This window comes from Clostridium sp. CCUG 7971 (assembly GCF_017590215.1).
GTDB lineage: Bacteria > Bacillota > Clostridia > Peptostreptococcales > Peptostreptococcaceae > Faecalimicrobium.
Genome location: NZ_JAFFPK010000008.1, coordinates 1 through 21,556 on the forward strand (window position 1 = coordinate 1; position 21,556 = coordinate 21,556).

A 21,556-nucleotide genomic window follows, 5' to 3' on the forward strand; every position below is an offset into this window, starting at 1 on the left:
GTACTTGGGCCTGTTCTAAAGTTTACTGAATTTTCATTTACTATCTTTGTTGATTTTACAGAATTATCTTCTGATGGTGTATTCCCTTTATTTGATAAGTATTGGCTCGACATATATCCTATTTTTCCATTATAGCTTATCTTTGACCATCCATTAGATTCTGATATAAACCCTACCTCTGTACCTTTATTTAGCTTACCAATTGATGAGTTAGTTGTACTTGGGCCTGTTCTAAAGTTTACTGAATTTCCATTTACTACTTTCGTTGATTTTATAGTATTATCTGTTGAAGTGTTATTAGATGTAGATACATAATCTCCATGTACATATCCTACTTTTCCATTATGCTTAACGTTTACCCATGCACCACTTTTACCAATATACTCTACAGTATTACCTTTATTTAATTTACCCATAGATGAATGATTTGTCCCTGGACCTGTTCTAAAATTTACTGAATTTCCAGTTATTGTTCTATATTCTATATTTATCGCTTGTACACTATTTTCATTTGCACTTGCTATAGTTACCGACATTGGTAGAACTATAGATGTAGCTACCAATGTAGCAACTGCTTCTTTTTTGCTTATGTTCATAATAAATTATTACAGACTTAATATACTGTAATTAACTCAACTCCTTTCAAATTTTAATAATATTTATATAAAGCAATCTAATATATTTAAATCAGCTTACTTTACAATTATGTTCTATTTACGCTTCAAGCTTGGTATGTATACTGTTTAATTTTATAAATATTTTTTATTTCATTTTAATCTATAATATTATTATTGCAAATTTGTTACTTTTTGTCTATACAAATACTAATTTGTAAAAAACTGACATAAATTACATATTTATACATAAAAAAAGAAGAGTTAAATATTAATATTTAACTCTTCTTTTTAGCCATACTTTTATTTAAAATCCAGTAGATCCAAATCCACCTTGACCTCTCTCTGTATTATCTAGTTCTTTAACTTCTTCTATATTTATATCATATATTGGTTTAACTACCATTTGAGCAATTTTCATCCCTTTAGTTACAACAAATTCGTCTTTGCCATGATTTATTAGTATTATACAGATTTCACCTCTATATCCTTCATCTATAGTACCAGGTGTATTTAAAACTGTAATTGAATGCTTAAGAGCCATACCACTTCTTGGTCTTACTTGAGCTTCTGTATTTTTAGGTAGTTGGATTGATATTCCAGTTTTTATAAGTCTTGTCTCACTTGAAGGAATAACCACCTCTTCTATAGAATATAAATCCATACCAGCATCACCTCGATGAGCAAAGTTTGGTATTATTGCTTCTTCGCTTAGTTTTTTTATCTTTAATGTATACATTTTAGTCTCTCCTTTTTTATTCTTATTTAACTATTATATACATAATATTAATTATATTAAAGAGAGATATATTCTATTTATTAGAAATTATATTTATTTAGGAGGTATTTCATGAATTTATTACCTGTTCCTTGGATGAAACAAAAGTTAGAAAGTATTTATGAAGAAAGGTTATATGGCAACCTATTTTTAATTTACAATAGTTTAAACTTTAATAATAACAATTTTAATACTTATGATTTAATTGACTTACTAGATGATTTTAATATTACTATAAATGATACTAATCCACTGTATCTATATTTACCTATTGAAGTAAATGAATTTATTAAAAATTTAATTTTATCATTTAAATCTATTTCTAAAAATAATGTATATATTATACTTGGTGGATATAAGGAAAATCATCTTAAATGTAGTGAGTTAGATTTATCTTATGATTTATATATGAAATTTCCAGAACTAAAAGGTTTAATAGACCATACATATTTAATTGATACTTCAAAATGTTTTGAGATTTTTACATCTTTATCTGACACTCAAAGAATTTATATAAATCCGCTATCATCTTGTACTATATCTGGTTCTATTTTAAATTACAATTTGAAAAAAAATAATCCTGATAATACAAATCATATAGCTTTTGTAACTTTAATGGATGAATTTTTAGCTGACAGTTTTGTTGATTGCTATCTAAAAGGCCTAACTAATAAAAACAATAATTTTAATTATAATGTATAGACTGCCTTGCAGTCTTTTCTTTTTTTGTGATAATATATTTAAAGTTGTTAAAAAACTTTTATGCACTTTATAAAGGAGGTTTATATTTATTGAAACTAGTATTAGCGGAAAAACCATCTGTTGCCAAAACTATAGCATCCTTCTTAGGTGCTAAAACTAGAGGTGATGGATACTTCGAGGGAAATGGTTATATAATTACTTATGCTGTTGGGCATTTAGTTGGTTTATATGATATGAAGGATTACGACAAAGATAGATATTCGGGATCATGGAAGATGGATAATTTTCCATTCATACCTGCTGATAAATTTAAATTTAAAGTAGATAGTTCTAAGAAAAAGCAATTTGATATAGTAAAAAAACTTTTACATAGAGACGATGTAGAATATATTATAAATGCAACAGATAACGATAGAGAGGGAGAGTTAATATCTTTCCTTATATTTTTGCTTGCCAAAAACAAAAAACCTATTAAAAGAATCTTAGTTAATGAATGGACACCTGAAGATATAACAAGAGGTATTAACAATTTAAAAGATGACTCTGAAATGAGAAATTCACAAGCAGCAGGATATACTAGACTTATTACTGACTGGTTAATTGGTATTAATTTTACATCTGCTGCTACATTAAAATATGGTAATGGAAAGTTACTTAATATTGGTCGTGTCATACTTCCAACTGTAAAATTGGTTTATGATAGAGATATGGAAATATTAAACTTTGTACCTAAAACTTATTATGAGATAGAAGGTAATTTTAGGTGTGATAATGGGAAATACAAAGGAAAGTACATAAAAGGTAAAGAAAGTAAATTTGATACAATTGAAGAAGCAAATAAAGTTATCGATAGTATAACTTCAAATACCGGAACTATAGAAGATAAAAAAGTTACCATGTCTAAGGAATATGCTCCTAAGCTTTTCAGTTTAACATCTTTGCAAGGATATATAACATCCAAACATGCAAATTTTACATCTGATAAGGTTTTAAGTGTATGTCAGTCACTTTATGAAGGAAAAGGTAAGGGTGGATATATAACATATCCTAGAACCGATTCTATTTATTTAGAAGAAAGTTTAACTTCAAAAGTATCACAAGCTTTAGACAAATTAAAGGCAGGACTTGAATATGAGAATAAAGTAAAGTTTTCTAAAACAAAAAGAGTTTTCGATTCATCTAAAGTAGATAGCCATAGTGCTATTATACCTACTTATATAATACCTAATAATTTAAGTGCTGATGAACTTATAGTTTATAATGCTATTAAAGATAGGTTTATAGCAAACTTTATGCCTCCTGCTGAATATGAAAATACTGAGATTAAAACAAATGTTGATGGACATATTTTCTTAACTAAAGGTAAAGTCCTTAAAACTAAAGGCTATTTAGAAGTTTATAATAAAGAAGAAAAAGATGATTTACTTCCTATGGTAAATAACAAAGATGTTGTTGATATAATAGATATAAAAACTTTAACCAAGCAAACTACTCCACCTAAGCCTTATACTGAAGATACTTTACTTAAGGCTATGAAAAACTGTGGTAAAAATGTATCTGAAGAAGATACTGCTGTCTTATCAGGCTACTCTATAGGTACATCTGCGACTCGTGCTGATGTATTAAAAAAATTATGCAAGTTGGATATGTTGGCAAAAAAGGTAAATCATATTTTATATCTGATTTAGGAAAAAATTTAGTTGAAATATTCCCTGTTAAAGATTTATTTGACGTTGACTATACTGGTAAGCTAGAAAAAAGTTTAAGTGATATTCAAAAAGGAAATTTCACTAGAAAAGAGTATCTAACTAATATAATGAGTTTTATTGTTAAAAATGTAGAACTTATAAAAAGAGATAGGCCTAAAAATATTAGTACAGAAAACTATACATATAACCCTAAAACTAAGAAATTTACTAAAGAATCATCTAAAAAAACTGATTCTAAATCTTCAAATAAGAATACTTCAAAATCACCCGATACTAAAAATGAATCATTAGGAAAGTGCCCTATTTGTCAAGGAGATGTTGTTGAAATTGGCAAAGGATATATATGTAATAATTACAAAGAATGTAAATTTGCAATATGGAAAAATGATAAATTCTTAGAATACTACAAAAAGAAACCTAATAAGACTATGGTAAAAAGTATACTTAAAAACGGATCAGCAAAAGTTAAATCACTAACTTCTAAACAAGGTGATAAATTTGATGCTATATTAAAATATTATAAAAAAGAAAATGGATATTTCGGTTGGGATATTGAAAGACCGTAATAGGTTGCTAATTTTTAGCAACCTATTTTTCTTTATCATAAAAAGTTTCATCAATTTTACATCTTGCCATTTTCATAATCTCAGAAAATTTATATCCTTTTAGCTTACATCCACACTTTGGACAGTATTCTAATCTTCTAGATACTAACGCTCTACAACTTGGTTCTGGACATCTTACCTTTTGATTTACTTCTGATACCTTAAGCCCACATCTTGGGCATATTGTTCCAGGTCTTGATGAAACATCTTTTCCGCATCTTGGACATTTTATCATTTTATATCCCCCATTGAATTTGATTTTCAAAATATCATTATATATTATGAAATGTATATTCTAGATGTTACATTAAAAAAACTCCTCTATAAGTTATTTTATAAAGGAGTTTATATTTAAATTATTTATTTTTTATAGTTGCTTGTGCTGCTGCAAGTCTTGCTATAGGAACTCTAAATGGTGAACAAGATACATAATTAAGTCCAAGCTTATAGCAGAACTCTACTGAAGATGGTTCTCCTCCATGCTCTCCACATATTCCTATTTTTAATTCTGGCTTTGTTTCTCTTCCTAACTTAGCACCCATTTTAACTAACTTTCCAACACCATTTTGATCTAGTACTTCAAATGGATCTTTTTCTAATAACTCATTATTTACGTATTCCCCTAAGAACTTTCCTGCATCATCTCTTGAGTATCCAAAAGTCATTTGAGTTAAATCATTAGTTCCAAAGCTGAAAAAATCTGCTTCTTGTGCTATTTCATCTGCTGTTAAACATGCTCTTGGAACTTCTATCATTGTACCTATTGTGTAATTTATTTTTACATTTTCTTCTTTTATTATATTATCCATAGTTTCTTTTATCATTTCTCTTATTACTTTCAATTCTTTTACTTCTCCTACTAAAGGTATCATTATTTCAGGAATTACTTTTACCCCTAGCTTAGTAGCTTCTATTGCTCCATATATTATAGCCTTTGCTTGCATTTCATATATTTCAGGGAATGTTATAGCAAGTCTACATCCTCTATGGCCAAGCATTGGGTTAAATTCTTCTAAATCTACTATTCTTCTTTTTATTTCGCTTACTTCTATATTCATAGTTTTAGCAAGAGCACTTATAGATTCATCATCATGAGGTAAGAATTCATGAAGAGGTGGATCAAGTAATCTTATATTAACTTCTTTTCCATCCATAACTTTAAATATTTCTATAAAATCTTCTTTTTGCATAGGAAGTAATTTATCTAATGCTTTTAATCTTTGTTCTAGTGTATTAGATAATATCATTTCTCTTACAGCAGGTATTCTATCTTCATCAAAGAACATATGCTCAGTTCTACATAAACCAATACCTTCTGCTCCAAATTTAATAGCAGCTTTTGCATCTCTTGGATTATCTGCATTAGTTCTTACTGCTATGTCTTTATATTCATTTACCCAGTCCATTAATATTTCAAAACTTCCACTTAAAGCTACATCCGTCTTTTTAACTCCCCCTAAATAAACACATCCACTAGACCCATCTAATGAAATATACTCGCCCTCTTTTATAACTGCTAACTCTGTTCTTATCTCTTTATTAAACTCGTCTACCTTTATATCTGAGCATCCAGCTACACAACATTTACCCATACCACGTGCTACAACAGCTGCATGAGATGTCATACCACCTCTTGCTGTAAGTATACCTTCTGCACATACCATACCTTCTATATCTTCAGGTGATGTTTCAAGTCTAACAAGTATTGCTTCTTCTCCTCTTTCCTTAGCACTAACAACATCTTGTGCATTGAAGTAAACCTTTCCTCTACCTGCTCCAGGTGATGCTGGTAGTCCTTTAGCTATAACTGTTGATTTTTCTAAAGATTCGTTTTCAAAACTTGGATGAAGAAGTTGGTCTAATTGCTTAGGATCTATTCTCATTATAGCTTCTTTTTTATCTATAATATTTTCTTTAACTAAATCTACAGCTATATTTATAGATGCTTTAGCTGTTCTTTTACCGTTTCTTGTTTGTAGTATATATAACTTTTCTCTCTCTATAGTAAATTCTATATCTTGCATATCTTTATAATGATTTTCAAGTATAGATGTTATTTTCGTAAATTCATCGTATGCACTTGGCATAACTTCTTTTAATGTAGATATATCTTTAGGAGTTCTTATTCCGGCTACAACGTCTTCACCTTGTGCATTAAGCAAGAATTCTCCAAATAATTTATTTTCTCCAGTAGATGGGTTTCTAGTAAATGCAACACCTGTACCACTAGTTTCTCCCATATTTCCAAATACCATTGATTGTATATTCACGGCTGTCCCTAAGTTGTGAGGTATATCATTTAATCTACGATATACTGCTGCTCTTGGATTATTCCATGATTTAAATACAGCTTTTATAGCAAGCATCAATTGCTCTTTTGGATTTTCTGGGAAATCTACTTTTATTTCTTTTTTATATAATTTTTTATATTCTTTTACTAATTCTTTTAAATCATCAATATTTAAATCTGTATCAAATTTATATTCTTTACTTTCTTTTATTTTATCTAATATATTTTCAAATTTATATTTTGGAATTCCCATAGCTACATCTGAAAACATTTGTATAAATCTTCTATAACTATCGTATGCAAATCTCTCATTTTTTGTAGCCTTAGCTAGTGCTACTACACTTGTATCATTAAGTCCTAGGTTAAGTATTGTGTCCATCATACCAGGCATAGAGAATACTGCTCCTGAACGAACTGACAATAATAATGGATTTTTGCTACATCCTAGTGACTTATTTAACTCTTTTTCTAATCCTAATAATTGACTTTCTATTTCAGCTATTATTTCTTCTCTTATTGTCTCATTATTATCATAATAATCATTACATGCTTTAGTAGTAATAGTAAAACCATTAGGAACAGGTAGTCCTATCTTTGTCATCTCTGCTAAGTTAGCACCTTTACCTCCTAATAAAGATTTCATTTCTTTGTTACCTTCATCAAAACTATAAACATATTTAGCTTCCATCATTTAATCCCCCATCGATTAATATTATAGATTTTTATTTATACACTACTTCTCGCCATCTTTGTGGACTTTAATTCCATTTTCTTTCATTATATCTATTATAATGCCCGCTGTTTCTTCAATTGCTTTGCTAGAAACATCTATAACAGGGCATCCTACCTTTTTCATTACTTTTTCTGAATAGTCTAACTCTTGAAGTATTCTTTCTAGATTTGCGTAACTTGCATTACTAGATAGTCCTAATGCTTTTAATCTTTCCTGCCTTATTCTATTTAGCTTTTCTGGAGTATTTGTAAGACCTATTATTTTCTTAGGATTTATTTCAAATACTTCTTTTGGTATTGGTATTTCTGGAACCAAAGGTACATTTGCTACCTTTATATTCTTATTTGCCAAATACATACTAAGTGGCGTCTTAGATGTTCTTGATATACCAAGTAAAACTATGTCTGATTTTAATATACCTCTTGGGTCTTTTCCATCATCATATTTAACGGCAAATTCGATAGCCTCTACTCTTTTGAAGTAGCTTTCATCAAGCTTTCTTATTATTCCAGGCTCTCTTTTAGGCTTGATATTTGTCTTATTTGATATTTCTCTAAGTAAAGGTGTCATTAAGTCTATATGGCTTAATCTTTCTATTTGACAAAATTCCTTTGTTATATTTAATAAAGTTTCATCCACTAAGGTATATACTATTATGGCATCTTCATTTTTTCCGCTATTAAGTATCTCCTTTAAAAATCCTCTATCTGTAACATAAGGGAATCTTCTAATTTCATAATTATCTTCCATGCTAAATTGTGATATAGCAGCTTTAGTTACTTGCTGTGCAGTTTCACCAACTGAATCTGATATGACATATATAATTAAATTTTCCATATATTCCTCCTTAATTGTCTGTTAACTCTAAAAATAACTTTGTTATGTTAGTTTTAGACATTCTTCCAATAACCTTAGCTTGATTAGGGTCATCTTCATGTTCTTCAATTACTGGTATGGAATCAACTTCATGTTCTATTATCTTTTTAGCTGCTACTAAAATTCCTTCTTCTTGACTTACAGTTATTACATTTGGTGTTCTAGTCATTATCATACCTATAGGCATTTTATTTATATCTCCACCACCTATAGTTGCTTTTAGTAAATCTTTTCTAGATACTATCCCACATAAGTTTTCATCGTCGTCTATAATAAATATACTTCCTACATCAGATAAAAACATTGTTACTATAACATCGTATATACTTGTGTCTTTTTTAACAACAATAGGCATACTCATTATATCTTTAACTTTTTTATCTTTTATTTTATTTCCTATTAAATTAATTTCGCTAACTCCCGAGTAAAAATATCCAACTTTAGGTCTTGCATCTAATATGCCTGTCATAGTTAATATAGCTAAGTCTGACCTTAGTGTAGCACGAGTTACATTTAAGTTAGCGGCAATACATTCACTTGTTATAGGCTCATTAGCTTTTACTATGTCAATTATTTTTAATTGTCTTTGGTTAAGTTGAATAATGTTCACCTTCTTTCATTTGTGCTATACTTTTTACAGATTTCATCTTATATATTACATTATATATCTGTATATACCATTCTGTAAACACTTTTTATAAATAAATGTTATACTTTTTCTTTTCTTATCACTTTATTAGTGTATCTAATATATATTTATTGGGGTTATATATTAAATAATGTAGCTAAATTGTTTATACTATATAATATTATAATACATTATTGTACATAGTAACCAATTTAATACTAAATTTTTACTAAAATATAAAAATTTTAATATACATATAATTATTTTTTGATATTTTGATTTAAAGTCAGATTTACTTAAGCTACTTTATGGGCGAAATACTTTAAATTTAAATGTTCGAACTATAAAAATAAGACCTAGGATTATCTCCTAGATCTTATTTTATTACTTATATACTATTTTAGATAGATCACATATACTTAACATAGTATCGTATATTTGTTTAAGTAAACCTAATCTATTATTTTTTATAGCTTCATCTTTATCCATTACCATAACACTATCAAACATAGTATCTATTGATGGTCTTAATGATGCAAAAGAATCTAGAGCTTCACTATACTTTTTGTCTTTTAATAATTCTTCAACTTTATCTTTTGTACTATTAAATTCTTTATATAAAGCTATTTCTGCTTCCTCTTTTAACAGTTCTTCATTAATTTCACTAGATACAGCCTTTTGGGCTAATGTAGATACTCTATTGAATGCTGTTAACATTTCAACTAATTCATCTTTATCTAGCCAATTATTAAGTTCTTCTGCTCTTAAATGCATATCTGATATATCATTTAGTTTAGAACTTAATACTGCATCTATAACATCATATCTTATTCCTAAATCTCTGAATAGGTTCTTTATTCTCTCTTTAAAGAATTCCATAATAGAAGCTATTACTTCCTCTTTATTAAATTCTAAGTTAGAGTAATTATTAAGAGCTAATTCAACTAAATCAGCTAAATTAACATCTAATTTACTATCCATTAATATATTTAAAACACCTAATGCTTGACGTCTTAAAGCATAAGGGTCTTGTGAACCTGTTGGCTGTATTCCTATTGCAAAGAATCCTGCTATAGAATCTAATTTGTCTGCTATAGATAAAGCTATACCAGCATTAGTTTTAGGAAGTATATCTCCTGCAAATCTAGGTAAATAGTGTTCAAATATAGCTTCACTAACTGCTTCATTTTCTCCACTAACTTTAGCATATTCTCTACCCATTATACCTTGAAGCTCAGTAAATTCAAATACCATTCCTGTAACTAAGTCAGACTTACATAATGCAGCTGCTCTTTTAGTATCTTCTTTATCATTTGATAGGTTTAATAAGTCAATTATATTAGCGCTTAAGTTTTCTATTCTTAAAGTTTTATCATACACTGTTCCAAGTTTTGCTTGGAATACCACACTCTTTAATTTCTCGCTATAGCTTTCTAGGCTCTTCTTTGTATCTTCTTTATAGAAGAATAGTGCATCTTCAAGTCTTGCAACTAAAACTTTTTCATTTCCTTCTTTAACTTTATCTATTCTATAATCATTACCATTTCTAACTGCTATAAAGTTAGGTAATAACTTACCATCTTTGACAACAGGGAAATATCTTTGATGCTGTTGCATTGGAGTTGTTACAACTTCTTTAGGTAGTTTTGCATAGTCTTCATTGAATTCTCCATAAAATGCTGTTGGATATTCAACTAAATGAGTTACTTCTTCAAGTAAATCCTCATCAAATTCAACTTCTCCACCTAATGAATTAGCAACTTCTATACATTGTTTTCTTATAATGTCTTTTCTTCTATCTTGGTCTAATATTACAAAGTTTTCTTCTAATTTATTTAAGTAATCTTGTAGCGAATTAACTTCAAATTCATTTTGTCCTAAGAATCTATGACCCTTAGTAATATTAGATGACTTTATACCTTCTAAATCAAATTCTAATACATTATCATTTAATAAAGTAACCATCCATCTTATAGGTCTAGCAAATCTCATATTCTTACCACCCCAACGCATAGCTTTAGGGAATGTTACGTTTTTTACAGCTTCTGGTAATATAATTTTTAAAACTTCACTAGTTTCTTTGCCAGCTTGTCTTATTGTTCCAAATATGTATTCATCTTTACCTACAACTTTAAACACTACGTCTTCTTCTTTAAGACCTTTACTCTTCATAAATCCAAGTGCAGGTTTTGTAAAGTTTCCATCAGCATCTAATGCTATTTTTTTAGATGGACCTTTTACTTCTTCTTCTAAATTACTTTGTTTTTCACTTATTCCTTCAATTATAAAAGTTAATCTTCTTGGAGTTCCATAAGTATTTATTTCATTAAATTCAATTCTATTTTCATTAAACATTTTTGTTAAGTTATTTTTTATTTGTTGTAGAGTACTACTTACAAATCTTGATGGTAATTCTTCAACACCAACTTCAAATAAAAGGTAGTTGTTCATTATCTATCACCTTCCTTTAAAAGAGGATATCCTAATTCTTCTCTTTGTTTTACAAATGCAGCTGCAACATTTCTAGCCATATTTCTAACTCTTCCTATAAATGAGGCTCTTTGACTAACACCTACAGCTCCTCTGGCATCTAATGTATTGAACGTATGAGAACACTTTAATACATAATCATATGCTGGCACTACAAGTCCTCTTTCCATAAGCTTTAATCCTTCTTTTTCATATGTATCAAATAGATTAAATAACATATCTGCATCACATTCTTCAAATGCATACATAGAGTTTTCATATTCAGATTGTTTAAATACATCACCATAAGTTATTTCATCGTTCCATTTAAGGTCATATACGCTATCAACCTCTTGAATATACATTGCAAGTCTTTCTAATCCGTATGTAATTTCTCCAGTTTCTAACTCACACTCTATACCACCAACTTGTTGGAAATATGTAAACTGAGTTATTTCCATCCCGTCTAACCATACTTCCCATCCAAGTCCCCAAGCTCCAACAGTAGTTGATTCCCAGTTATCTTCAACGAATCTTATATCATGTTCACTTGGGTCTATTCCTATAGCTTCTAAACTCCCTAGATATAATTCTTGTATATTATCTGGTGATGGCTTAAGTATTACTTGGAATTGATGATGTTGATATAGTCTATTAGGGTTTTCTCCATATCTACCATCAGCTGGTCTTCTAGATGGCTCTACATAACAAACTTTCCAAGGCTCTGGACCTAATGATCTTAAAAATGTGTTAGGGTTCATCGTTCCCGCACCCTTTTCAACATCATATGGTTGCATCATTATGCATCCTTGATTAGCCCAGTAGTTTTGTAGCGTAAGTATCATATTTTGAAAATTCATAATAATACCTCCTATAATAAAAATTTCACTTTCCTATAATATAACAAAGCCTTTCGTCTACACGAAAGGCCTTTAAATAGCTCTTTTCTAACTTTTAGAATATCAAATTCTATAAATTTTGTCAATGTAGATATAAGTAAGTAAATTATACTCTATTTAATTATTTATATCTTTTTTATTGTCTTCTTTGATAAGCTCATCTGTTATATCTTTGTCATCTTTTTTATTGTCTACTACAACATCTTTTACATCTTTTGCTGTGTTCGCTAACATTTGCTTTAGCATATTAAGTTTCTCTTCGTTTAATTCTCCTAAGTCAACAATAGTTCCATCATCTTCATTTTGAATTTTTATTCTATATTTTCCTAACACTGCTGCTGATAATCCTACTAAAGTCACTAATGGTCCTAGTGCTAAACCTACAACTCCCACTGTTAAAGGTATATTCATTATAATCTTATCATTTTTTTCTACCATAACTCTTATAACACTACTTTTTTTAAGTAACTCTTTTACTTGTTCTTTTACATGAGCAAAATCTTCTCCAAATTGTTCCTTAAATTCTTTCATGTCTTCGTTATCTTTATTAAAAACCTCTTCAATTTTTTGTCTAGCTTGCTTTGTTTTTTTACTTATTGGGTTTATAGATTCTAACGCAATAACTGCTTCTATTACATCTCCATTCGAATCTATAAGTGCTTGTTTAACCTGCGCATAAGTAGCATTTGGAACTCTTGATATTACTGCATCCATTTGTTCAATAGTTATATTACTATTCATCCGTATCAACTCCCTTATTATTTTGAATATTTTGTAATAGATATAATGATTTTAAATTTACATTATCAATATAGGTATTTAGATATTTATTTAATATCTTTCCCAATTCATATGTTATATATTTTGAAACTTTTGCCTTACTACACTTCAATATATCATTACTTAATATATATTCCATAAGCCTCACAGTAGTTACGTCAATTTTTAAATTATTTTCAGTATGTTCACTACATATTCCACATAATGTGCCACCTTCGTCTACATTAAAAACAGGTGTCTTTAAATCTTTACTTCCACAACTACAGCACCTATTTACTACAGGTTTAAATCCTATATAATCTAAAAACTTTATCTCAAAAGCTCTAGTTATAAATTGTTTATCTACATCATTTTGAGTATATAAATGTAGGGTTTGTGCCAGTAGTATAAACAGTCTATTATTTGTCTGATTTTCTAATGTAGATCCTTCTACTAGTTTTGTAATATATGTAGCGTATGAAAATGCATCTATATCATAAGATATATCATAAAAACTTTTTATTATATCACTTTGGCTTACTCTATACATATTACCTTGTTTTTTTAAAGTATAATTAGAATAAGAGAAGAGCTGCGATGATGAAAGGAAAGAACTTTTATTTCTCTTAGCTCCTTTCGCTAAAGCAGCTACTTTTCCAAGCTTTCTAGTAAACAAAGTTAATATTACATCATTCTCTTCATATCTTACCGCTTTAAGTACTATCCCCTGGGTGTTCAAGATTATCATAGTCGGTATCTATCTCCCTTATATCTTCATTTTCTTCATGCAGGCCTTTGAAGTCATTTAAATACATATATGCTTCTATACTACCCGTCTTTTTAAAAACTTCCCAACATAAATTGTTCATTTTTAAAAACCCCCTCCTTACATTTATACTATATTTTTAGTAAGAAGAGGGTAAATAATACATAAAGTTATTAAACAATTTTTGACAATAATACAGTAGTTATGACAAGGTATATTGCTATCCCAGTTATATCAAGGACTGTAGCTATAACTGGTGCTGAAATTATTGATGGATCTAAATCTAATTTTTTTAAAAATACTGGTATAAACGCTCCTATCATTGCTCCAACTATCATATTTATAAATAATGATAAAGATACAACTAGGACAATATCTATATCTTTAGTAAATATAAATACAACAATAGCAAGTATTATACTACATATAACTCCTGTAATAAGACCTACTATACCTTCCCTTATAACATTGCTAAATTCTAAATCTTTATTTGATAATGCCATAACAGTAAGTGCAGAAGATTGAGTTCCTATATTTCCACCCATACCTATAACAACTGGTATGAAAAATACTAAAATTGCATAAGTAGGATTCATTATAAAGTCTAAGTTAGAAACCATCATTGCAGATAATAATCCTCCAATTAGTGTTATTATAAGCCATGGCATCCTTCCTCTAACTGATGATGAAATTTGGTCTTTTAACATTGGGTTTACTTTTTCCACTGTATCTCTTTCATGTTCTGAAGAACCCGCAAATTTATACATATCCTCTGTTGCTTCTTCTTCTATAACATCAATTATATCATCTACAGTTATTATACCTTTTAATTTTTGATCTCTATCTATTACCGGTATTGCTATTAAATTATATTTCGATACTAATCTTACAGCTTCCTCTCTATCTTCGTCTACGAAAACTGATATTATATTCTCACTCATCAAATCTTTTATAATATTAGAATCTCTAGAAGTTATTAATTCTCTTAAAGATAATACTCCTACTAGTCTTTCATCGTTATCTACTACATATATATAATAAATAGTTTCTGCATCTTCGGCATTTTCTCTCATGTGTTCTATTGCTTCTTTTGCAGTCATTTCTTCATTTATTTCTATATATCCGGTAGTCATTATTCCACCAGTAGATTCTTCTTCATATATTAGTAGTTCTTTTAAGTCATCTGCATCTTCTTTACTTAAAAGTTCCATTATTCTCTCTCTTTCTTCTTCCTCAAGCTGACTTAATATATCAGCCATATCATCCAGAGACATTAATTCTAGTATATTTTTTCTATGTTCTACATCTATTTTTGATAGTATTGTGCTAAAAAACTCAACATCACTTTCTTCTAGTATAGACGCTGCCATATCAAGAGGAAGGACTTCAAATAATTTTATTTTCATACTTTCCTCTAAATGTTCCATTATGTCAAAAATATCTATTATATGATACTCTTCAAGTAATTCTCTTAATTCTAATATTTTATTATTTTCAATTAATATTTTGACTTCACTCAATAAGTCCTGGGACGCCTCTTGTTTCCTATCCATATAATCCACCTTTATTTATCAGTATATCCAAAATTACTTACGTAATTTTGTAAATTTCTCCAATTCTCCTTAACTTTAACCCATAATTGAAGATTTATTTGAGATCCTAAAAGTAATTCCATGTCTTCTCTTGCTGATTTACCTATTCCTTTTAGTTTTCTACCATTTTTACCTATTATTATACCTTTATGAGAGTCTCTTTCGCAATATATTACTGCAGAAACATCTACTATTTCTTTATCTTTTCTTGATTTCATTTTTTCAATTTCAACAGCAACACCATGAGGTATTTCATCATGTATATAATGAAGAACTTTTTCTCTTATTAATTCTGATACTAATACTCTTTCTGGTTGGTCTGTTATCATATAATCTGGGAAATATTTAGGTCCTTCTTCTAAATGATTTTGAACTACCTTTAATAGCTCCTTAACATTTCTTCCCTTTAGTGCTGATATAGGTACTATTTGCTTGAACACACCTTCAGCGTGATACATCTTCATCATATCAAATAAATCTTGTTCTTCAATTTGATCCATTTTATTTATAACTAAAACTACAGGAGTTTTTACATTTTTTAGATCATCTATTATTTTTCTATCCCCTGGTCCTATTTTTTTAGAATCATCTACTACATATAATACTAAGTCTACATTTTTAAATGCATCAGTAGCAGATTTTACCATAAATTCTCCTAATTTATTTTTAGGCTTATGAATTCCTGGTGTATCTAAAAATACTATTTGGCATTCTTCATCTGTATAAACTGCCTGTATTGTATTTCTTGTAGTTTGAGGTTTATCACTCATTATAGCTATTTTTTCTCCAACTACATTATTCATTAAAGTAGATTTCCCTACATTTGGTCTTCCTACTATACTAACAAATCCTGATTTAAACATATTGTCGCTTCTCCTATCATTTTCTTTTGTGTCTTATAAATTTTTTATTATCTGATTTATATTTATCTAGTTTATATTCATTTTATTATCTATAGATTTATATTATAAAAAATAGATAATAAATATTCTTAATTTAATATAATTTAATATTAATCTTTTTATCTAGTACGTTCCATTATAACATAAAAAGAAGTCTTAAAGACTTCTTTTATAAACATTATACACTCTTTTTCTATTATAATTCATTAAATTTAATATTATATATTATTTTATGTAAAAAACACTCATTTGGAATATTAATATCCCTATTAGAGTTCCTAAAATCCCACCTGCTACAGTCTCCCAAAAAGTATGTATCTTTCCTTCTATCCTACTTTGAGCAACTAACACTGCCATTAAGTAGGCTAGTGTTGATGCAACTACTCTTTCAGTCATAAATGTAATTCCTGTAGCCATAGCAAATGCAAGCGCTGCGTGTCCACTAGGCATTCCTCCTTTTAAAGGAGTACCTGTTGAGGTCATAGCCTTCACTACTACTACAGCTATAAGTACTAATACAATACATATTAATGTTATATGAGGTTCCGATTCTCTAATAGTGTACATTAGTCGTACTGATATATCAGTTATTTTATCATAAAACAATAGATATCCAACTACAACAGAATTTAGCGCTGCAATTAGTACTCCACCAGCAGCAACGTCTTTAGCAATTTTAGCAAGCACATTATATTCTTCGGTTATCATATCAATGGTTTTTTCTATAGCTGTATTAAACATTTCTGATATTACAACTAAACTTATAGAAAATATTAATATAAGCATTTCTACCCTTGATAAATCAAAAAATAAACTTGCTACAAACACTAATACGGCAACAAAATAATGTATTTTCATATTTCTTTCAAATTTAAAGGTATATATAATACCTTCTATTGCCGCATTAAATGCTTTAATTATCCCCTGACGAGTTTTTTTAGATTTCATAAATTACTCCCTTGTTATGTTTAGCTTGTTTAATATATATTCTTCCTTCTGTCTCATTTCTTTTGTATTTTCTTCATTATCATGATCATATCCTAAAAGATGGAATGTACTATGACAAACTAAAAAGCACACTTCTCTTTCAAAGCTATGATTATATTCTTCACTTTGTTCAAAAGCTCTTTCTAAAGATATTACTATATCACCTAGAGACTCTTCTTCGACTTCTATATCAAATTCATCACTTAAGAGGGGAAATGATAGCACGTCCGTAGCTCTATCTACGCCTCTATATTCTCTATTTAATTCATGTATTTCTTTATTATCTACAAATGATAAACTAACTTCATAATCATCATCATATCCTTCATAGTCTAAACACTCTACAATTATATCTTCTATTTTCTCTATTAACTCTTCACTTACCTGTATTTTATCTTGTCTATTATCTATTATAAGTTCCATATTTTTCTTCCTTTGTTTAAAATTTATATTATTTTTTACTCATTTTCTTTTCTTCTTCTTTATCAAACTTCTCATAAGCTCTTATTATTCTTTGAACTAGCTCATGTCTTACAACATCTTTGTCACTTAAAGCTATAGATCCAATTCCTTCTACATCTTTTAATATTGCTGTAGCTTGTAAAAGTCCACTTTTTTTCTTATTCGGTAGATCTGTTTGAGTTAAATCTCCAGTTACTACTGCCTTTGATCCAAATCCAAGCCTAGTTAAAAACATCTTCATTTGCTCTGGCGTTGTATTTTGAGCTTCATCTAATATTATAAATGCATTGTCTAATGTTCTTCCTCTCATAAAAGCAAGAGGCGCGACTTCTATAGTACCTCTTTCTAAGTACTTAACAAATTTTTCTGGACCTAGCATATCAAATAAAGCGTCATATAATGGTATTAAATATGGATCTACCTTTTCCTTTAAATCTCCTGGTAAAAAACCTAAATTTTCTCCTGCTTCTACTGCTGGTCTAGTTAATATTATTTTACTTACCTCATCTCTTTTAAATGCTTTTACAGCCATCGCAACAGCTAAATATGTTTTTCCCGTTCCTGCTGGTCCAATACCAAAAGTTATGTCATTTGATTTTATAAGATTTATATACTTTTTTTGCCCTAATGTTTTAGGTTGAACCGGTTTTCCTTTTTTAGTTACAACTATAACATCTTCAAGTTCTTTAAGTTGTTCTTCTTTTCCTTCTAATAATAAAGATAATGAGTATGATATACTTTGCTTATCTAAGCTTTTTCCATTTGATACAGTTTGGTGAAGCTCATTCATAAGCTTTAATGCTTCATCTACGTTCTTTTCTTGCCCCATTAAAACTATATTACCTTCTCTTAGTATTACATCTATATTTAAAGTTTCTTCTATCAATTTTATATTTTCATCAAAATTTCCAAACAGCTCTCTTTCAAATTTTTCTTCTGAAATTATAAACTTCTTTTGTACTATCAATTTAGTATGCCTCCTTGAATAAGATAATTAATTTTCATCTTTAGTATCATTTTGCTCTTTACTATTATTTTTATCCTCAAATTCATTTCTTATATCATTTATTGGTCTTTTCCCCGGATTTGAAGGAAGTGGTTCTTCTGTATCAGTAGAATTATTTTGTTCTTTTATTATCTGTTCTGCCTCTGACTTACTAAGAGGATAAAGTTTTGCTATATTTTCAGACGCTTGAACTGTAATTCTATACTCTAATATATTTTTATTAACTTTATAATCGTGATCTACATCTATTATTCTTGCAGAAGCTGGTATTATGTATTCTAGTTCTTTTAATACATTCTCAGAAAGTTCTTTTTTAAGTTTTTCTTTATCTTTTTTAACTTTAACATTCTTTGTTTCATAGAAAGTACTTACTTTTATTTTTAAAGGAAAAGTATAGTCTCCAATAGAAAGTTTATGTTCTTTATTTTCAATAACATAATTATTATAGTTTATATTTCTTCTTATTGTATAGTTTTTATCATAAAAACTTATACTATATACTTTTTTACTTTCTCCAGTTTTTTCTTTTTCTACATCTTCATAGCTTGCACTTTTTGAAACCTCATAAAATGTGCTTGCCCATACTTCTGGTACTGATTTTGTATTTGCTCCATTTAAAAGAACATCACCTTTTTGAACTATATCTCCAACGTTTACAATCTGACTTCCACTTCTTGGTATTACCTTTTCTATTATACCATTTTTTTGAGCTATTATATTACAATAATTTGATTCATCCGTTGACTTTAAACTCTCAGCTTTTTTCGTTACAGTTACAAATATATTTGTCCCTTTAACATTTATAGATACATATGCTACTTCATCAAATGCTAACATTATTTGATCCCTTATTTCTTTTCTATCTATATTCTTCTTATAGACACCAGGCTTAAGTCCAGCATCGTATAGTTCTTTCCTTAATGATTCTTTTTTTATACCTTCTGGAACTTGTATGTATATATCCGTTACAAACTGAGATGTCATAATTAAAAGTGCTAAAGATATAATAGCGAAAACCCATAAACCTTTATGCTTATATATTCTTTTTATTAGGAATGGCAAACCTGTTTTTTGTTTGACCTTAACATCATAGTTACTACCTCTATATACTTGTTTAAACTCCTTCATATCCTGCCTATCCACACTAAACTGAATTTTATTACTATTTATTCTGGTAACATCATATACCTTTATTCCATTTCTCATAAGGTGATTTAAAAAACGTTCTACACCTATTCCCTCTACAGTTATTACATAATATCCTCTTATGTAACTTATCAATTCAATCTCCTCCTAATCTGTATACTCTACACTATATATAATTCCTTTTATTCCTATTTCCCCATCAGTAATATATTTTAGTGAAAGTTTATCTCCCGATATCTTAATTGACTTTACTTTAGTTTTTATTTTTATTAAATCAGTTTCATAAGTTATTATAGATAAGTAATTTTCCACACTTACAAATGTATTACCTACAATAGTTACTGTGGGTTGGTTTACTTGCAGGTCAGTTGATATATCTACCATATCCATATCCCCCCTTAATATATTTTATGTTCATAATTTTTCTTAAATTACTTTTTAATCCTTAAAATTGATATATACTACATCTTTATTATATTTTTTATATATTATAAATTTTATTTAAATGATAGCTTACTAATTACTATTTTTTATAATACTCTCTTATTTAAATATGTGTGTAAACTTATATATATGTTTAGAATAAAATAAGAATATATCAATAAATTTTATTAGAAAGGATGGTTACATGAAAAACACCTTTGTGAATATAGTTCAAAAATGTATATGCGTAGACTTTTTACTAAATACATTAATAAGTTCAAACTCATATCAATACTTGAATTTCTTATCTGATATGAAAAGTGAGAACTTAAGAAACATTAAGGTTATATGTCATTTGTACGAATATATTTCATATGAGCGGTTAAGTATAGATGATATAGAGCCTTTAAAACTCGAAAAATCCAATGAAGATAGACTACACAAATTGCTCAAATTTAACTTTAATATATTATCTGAGCTTGAAGACTTAAAGAAATGCTCTTTTAATCCTTATTCTTTTAGACTTGTACAAGGATTAATTAATAGTTATTTTAATTTCATATCCTTTATACACTGCTTTTGTCCAATTACACAAAACGAAAAACGTAACTTTGAAATAAACAATACTACACCTTATTTTAAGATAGATTCTCATATACTTAATTACCGCTTTTTTTATATGGTAAGTGAATACAATAATGAAAATATACCTAAAGATATTTCAATAGACTTTATTAGAGATATTTCAATAGATGCTATTGATTTCTTTTTTGATTACTCTTTACTAGATAATATAATCTCTTCTGAACAATACGAAATTTTTTTTGAGAATAATCCCGAAAATAAATTTTATCAATTCTTTTTTAAATCAAATGATAAATCTTTTAAAATTAGAGTTATGGATAAAGATCCATCTGTTTTTTATATGTCCCAAATTTCAGATAATTTTGTTGAAATCGCTCCATCTATAGATAAAAATGACGCTATAAATTTTGCTAATGATTACGTTAAAGAAAAATTTAAAGATGTGTACTCTGATTTAGTGCTTGATGATAGCTATACAAATACTTCAACATATATGGATACAATTGAAAGTTATAAACTTAAATATAATTATAAAGGTGATAAGGGTAAGATAAATCTTAATAAGGGTCTGTATATTACAGTGGATGCTAGATATCTTAATATAAAGGAAATATCATTATTTTAA

20 protein-coding genes and 1 pseudogene are annotated in these 21,556 nt (G+C 28.3%); 3 read left to right on the forward strand and 18 right to left on the reverse strand.

Annotation, left to right across the window (positions count from 1 at the left end):
- Both JWF52_RS01235 and dut read right to left on the reverse strand, forming a co-directional pair.
- Positions 1-596 (reverse strand): SH3 domain-containing protein (locus JWF52_RS01235; RefSeq protein ID WP_208331543.1); only part of this gene is annotated, 596 nt, incomplete at its 3' end.
- Between the two features lie 325 nt (positions 597-921).
- The gene (gene dut / locus JWF52_RS01240; RefSeq protein ID WP_208331544.1) at positions 922-1,353 is read right to left on the reverse strand and encodes a dUTP diphosphatase; all 432 of its coding nucleotides are present in this window, start codon (positions 1,351-1,353) and stop codon (positions 922-924) included.
- A 111-nt stretch (positions 1,354-1,464) separates the two neighbouring features.
- Between dut and JWF52_RS01245 the strand changes: the two genes are divergently transcribed.
- Together JWF52_RS01245 and JWF52_RS01250 are read left to right on the forward strand one after the other, a co-directional pair.
- Positions 1,465-2,094 carry a hypothetical protein gene (locus JWF52_RS01245; RefSeq protein ID WP_208331545.1) on the forward strand — a complete coding sequence of 210 codons (630 nt, stop codon included), beginning with the start codon at positions 1,465-1,467 and terminating at the stop codon, positions 2,092-2,094.
- A gap of 26 nt (positions 2,095-2,120) precedes the next feature.
- A pseudogene (locus tag JWF52_RS01250) lies at positions 2,121-4,369 on the forward strand (DNA topoisomerase).
- 22 nt (positions 4,370-4,391) lie between these two features.
- On the opposite strand, the gene JWF52_RS01255 reads toward JWF52_RS01250, so the two are convergent.
- The 16 genes from JWF52_RS01255 to JWF52_RS01330 all read right to left on the reverse strand — a co-directional run bounded on the left by JWF52_RS01255 (position 4,392) and on the right by JWF52_RS01330 (position 20,307).
- Entirely contained in the window at positions 4,392-4,643 is a 252-nt protein-coding gene (locus JWF52_RS01255) for a zinc ribbon domain-containing protein (RefSeq protein WP_208331546.1), read from the reverse strand.
- Between the two features lie 121 nt (positions 4,644-4,764).
- Positions 4,765-7,389 (reverse strand): pyruvate, phosphate dikinase, encoded by a 2,625-nt coding sequence (gene ppdK, locus JWF52_RS01260; RefSeq protein WP_353654849.1) that lies wholly within the window; start codon positions 7,387-7,389, stop codon positions 4,765-4,767.
- 42 nt (positions 7,390-7,431) lie between these two features.
- Positions 7,432-8,268, reverse strand: coding sequence for a pyruvate, water dikinase regulatory protein (locus tag JWF52_RS01265; protein ID WP_208331547.1), 837 nt, complete (start codon positions 8,266-8,268; stop codon positions 7,432-7,434).
- Between the two features lie 10 nt (positions 8,269-8,278).
- On the reverse strand, positions 8,279-8,908 hold the full coding sequence (ccpN, locus tag JWF52_RS01270) for a transcriptional regulator CcpN (RefSeq protein WP_353654851.1): 630 nt from the start codon (positions 8,906-8,908) through the stop codon (positions 8,279-8,281).
- Positions 8,909-9,319: 411 nt separating this feature from the next.
- The gene (glyS, locus tag JWF52_RS01275; RefSeq protein WP_208331549.1) at positions 9,320-11,386 is read right to left on the reverse strand and encodes a glycine--tRNA ligase subunit beta; all 2,067 of its coding nucleotides are present in this window, start codon (positions 11,384-11,386) and stop codon (positions 9,320-9,322) included.
- On the reverse strand, positions 11,386-12,264 hold the full coding sequence (glyQ, locus tag JWF52_RS01280; protein WP_042275581.1) for a glycine--tRNA ligase subunit alpha: 879 nt from the start codon (positions 12,262-12,264) through the stop codon (positions 11,386-11,388). The genes glyS and glyQ overlap by 1 nt, the downstream gene beginning before the upstream one ends.
- Before the next feature lie 156 nt (positions 12,265-12,420).
- Complete coding sequence (locus JWF52_RS01285) at positions 12,421-13,044, reverse strand: DUF4342 domain-containing protein (RefSeq protein WP_208331550.1); 624 nt, start codon at positions 13,042-13,044, stop codon at positions 12,421-12,423.
- Positions 13,037-13,810, reverse strand: a complete 774-nt coding sequence (recO, locus tag JWF52_RS01290) for a DNA repair protein RecO (protein ID WP_208331551.1) — start codon at positions 13,808-13,810, stop codon at positions 13,037-13,039. The genes JWF52_RS01285 and recO overlap by 8 nt, the downstream gene beginning before the upstream one ends.
- A complete protein-coding gene (locus tag JWF52_RS01295) occupies positions 13,776-13,931 on the reverse strand; it encodes a YqzL family protein (RefSeq protein ID WP_208331552.1) in 156 nt (51 codons plus the stop codon). Before JWF52_RS01295 ends, recO begins: the two co-directional genes overlap by 35 nt.
- A gap of 70 nt (positions 13,932-14,001) precedes the next feature.
- Complete coding sequence (gene mgtE / locus JWF52_RS01300) at positions 14,002-15,381, reverse strand: magnesium transporter (RefSeq protein ID WP_208331553.1); 1,380 nt, start codon at positions 15,379-15,381, stop codon at positions 14,002-14,004.
- A gap of 11 nt (positions 15,382-15,392) precedes the next feature.
- On the reverse strand, positions 15,393-16,283 hold the full coding sequence (gene era, locus JWF52_RS01305) for a GTPase Era (protein WP_208331554.1): 891 nt from the start codon (positions 16,281-16,283) through the stop codon (positions 15,393-15,395).
- A gap of 264 nt (positions 16,284-16,547) precedes the next feature.
- Positions 16,548-17,270 carry a diacylglycerol kinase gene (locus JWF52_RS01310; protein WP_042275590.1) on the reverse strand — a complete coding sequence of 241 codons (723 nt, stop codon included), beginning with the start codon at positions 17,268-17,270 and terminating at the stop codon, positions 16,548-16,550.
- Between the two features lie 3 nt (positions 17,271-17,273).
- Positions 17,274-17,732, reverse strand: coding sequence for an rRNA maturation RNase YbeY (gene ybeY, locus JWF52_RS01315; RefSeq protein WP_208331555.1), 459 nt, complete (start codon positions 17,730-17,732; stop codon positions 17,274-17,276).
- A gap of 28 nt (positions 17,733-17,760) precedes the next feature.
- Positions 17,761-18,735 (reverse strand): PhoH family protein, encoded by a 975-nt coding sequence (locus JWF52_RS01320; RefSeq protein WP_502711240.1) that lies wholly within the window; start codon positions 18,733-18,735, stop codon positions 17,761-17,763.
- 30 nt (positions 18,736-18,765) lie between these two features.
- Positions 18,766-20,058: a sporulation protein YqfD gene (gene yqfD, locus JWF52_RS01325; protein ID WP_208331557.1), complete on the reverse strand. Its 1,293-nt coding sequence runs from the start codon at positions 20,056-20,058 to the stop codon at positions 18,766-18,768.
- Positions 20,059-20,070: 12 nt separating this feature from the next.
- On the reverse strand, positions 20,071-20,307 hold the full coding sequence (locus JWF52_RS01330) for a YabP/YqfC family sporulation protein (RefSeq protein ID WP_208331558.1): 237 nt from the start codon (positions 20,305-20,307) through the stop codon (positions 20,071-20,073).
- A 244-nt stretch (positions 20,308-20,551) separates the two neighbouring features.
- On the opposite strand from JWF52_RS01330, the gene JWF52_RS01335 reads away from it, so the two are divergent.
- The gene (locus JWF52_RS01335) at positions 20,552-21,556 is read left to right on the forward strand and encodes a hypothetical protein (protein WP_208331559.1); all 1,005 of its coding nucleotides are present in this window, start codon (positions 20,552-20,554) and stop codon (positions 21,554-21,556) included.